Source organism: Actinomadura formosensis NBRC 14204 (assembly GCF_001552155.1).
Taxonomy (GTDB): domain Bacteria; phylum Actinomycetota; class Actinomycetes; order Streptosporangiales; family Streptosporangiaceae; genus Spirillospora; species Spirillospora formosensis.
On sequence record NZ_BCQQ01000301.1, the window covers coordinates 1 to 1205 of the forward strand.

The 1205-nt window shown below is 70.6% G+C and carries 2 protein-coding genes; both read right to left on the reverse strand.

What is annotated here, in order from left to right:
- Nucleotides 1-592, reverse strand: a 592-nt coding sequence (locus AF1_RS32630) for an MMPL family transporter (protein WP_157419452.1), incomplete at its 3' end; no start/stop codon positions are given.
- A 119-nt stretch (nt 593-711) separates the two neighbouring features.
- Nucleotides 712-1205 (reverse strand): MMPL family transporter (locus AF1_RS32635; RefSeq protein ID WP_157419454.1); only part of this gene is annotated, 494 nt, incomplete at its 5' end.

The following is a 1205-nucleotide window of genomic DNA, read 5'->3' on the forward strand; positions in this document are numbered from 1 at the left end:
GGCCGCCGAAGATCAGCACCAGCAGCACGAGCAGGATCGGCATGGCGATGGTCTCGGCGCGCGGGATGTCGGCGGCGACGCGGTCGTTGATGGCGGCGGAGGTGCCGACCGTGCCGCCGGCCTTGGCGGTGAGCCCGCCGCCCACGTCGGTCAGATCGCCTTTGACCGCCTGGTAGGCGGCGTCTCGCGCGGCCTCGTCGGCTCCGGCGAGTTCGAGGACGGCGTAGGTGGCCTTCCGGTCCTCGCTGACGAACTGCGGTGACTCGGTCGTCCAGTAGGTGGCGGTGCCGAGGACCTTGCCGGGCGGCAGCGCGGCCAGTGACCGTTCGACCGAGGCCCGGTAGGACGGGTCGTCGACCGTTGTCTCGCCCTGGTAGAGGATCACGACGTCGGTCGCGTCCCGGCCGAGGTCCCGTTCGGCGATCTGTGCCGCCTTCCCGCTCTCACTGCCCGGCGTCTCGAAACCGCCGGAGGAGCTGAGCGCGCCGAAGACGCCCGTTCCCCAGAGGCCGGCGAAGACCAGCAGTGCGCCCGCGGCGGCGAGGACCCACCGGCGCCGCCGGTGCACCCAGCGGCCCCATCGCTCGAACATCCGTCGTCCCCCCGCCGCGGCCTCCGGTGATACCGATAAGCAGGGTAAATTACGATTTGTAGTGGTTTGACCTAGTTTGGTGGTCGGCGGCCCCGGGCCGCCGACCACCGGACGCCGGGTCAGGCCGCGGACTCCAGCCGCGCCCGCGGCACCGCGGGCGAGTCGCCCTCGTGGATGCCGTACCGGCCGTAGAGCCTGGCCAGCGGGCCGGGCGCCCACCAGTTGGCACGTCCCATCAGCCGCATCGTCGCCGGCACGAGCAGCGCCCGGACGATCGTCGCGTCCATCAGGATCGCGATGGCCATCCCGACACCGGTCATCTTGATGAAGGTGATGCCGGAGGTGGCGAACGCGCCGATCACGATGATGAACAGCAGCGCGGCACTGGTGATGATCGAGCCGGTGCGCTGGACTCCGGTGGCGACGGCCGCGGTGTTCGAGCCGGTCAGGTCGTACTGCTCGCGGACCCGCGAGAGCAGGAACACCTCGTAGTCCATCGAGATGCCGAACAGCATGGCCAGCATCAGGATCGGCATCGCCGGGGCGATCGACCCGGTCGCGGTGAAGCCCAGCGGGCCGGACAGGTGCCCGTCCTGGAAGATCAGCACCACCG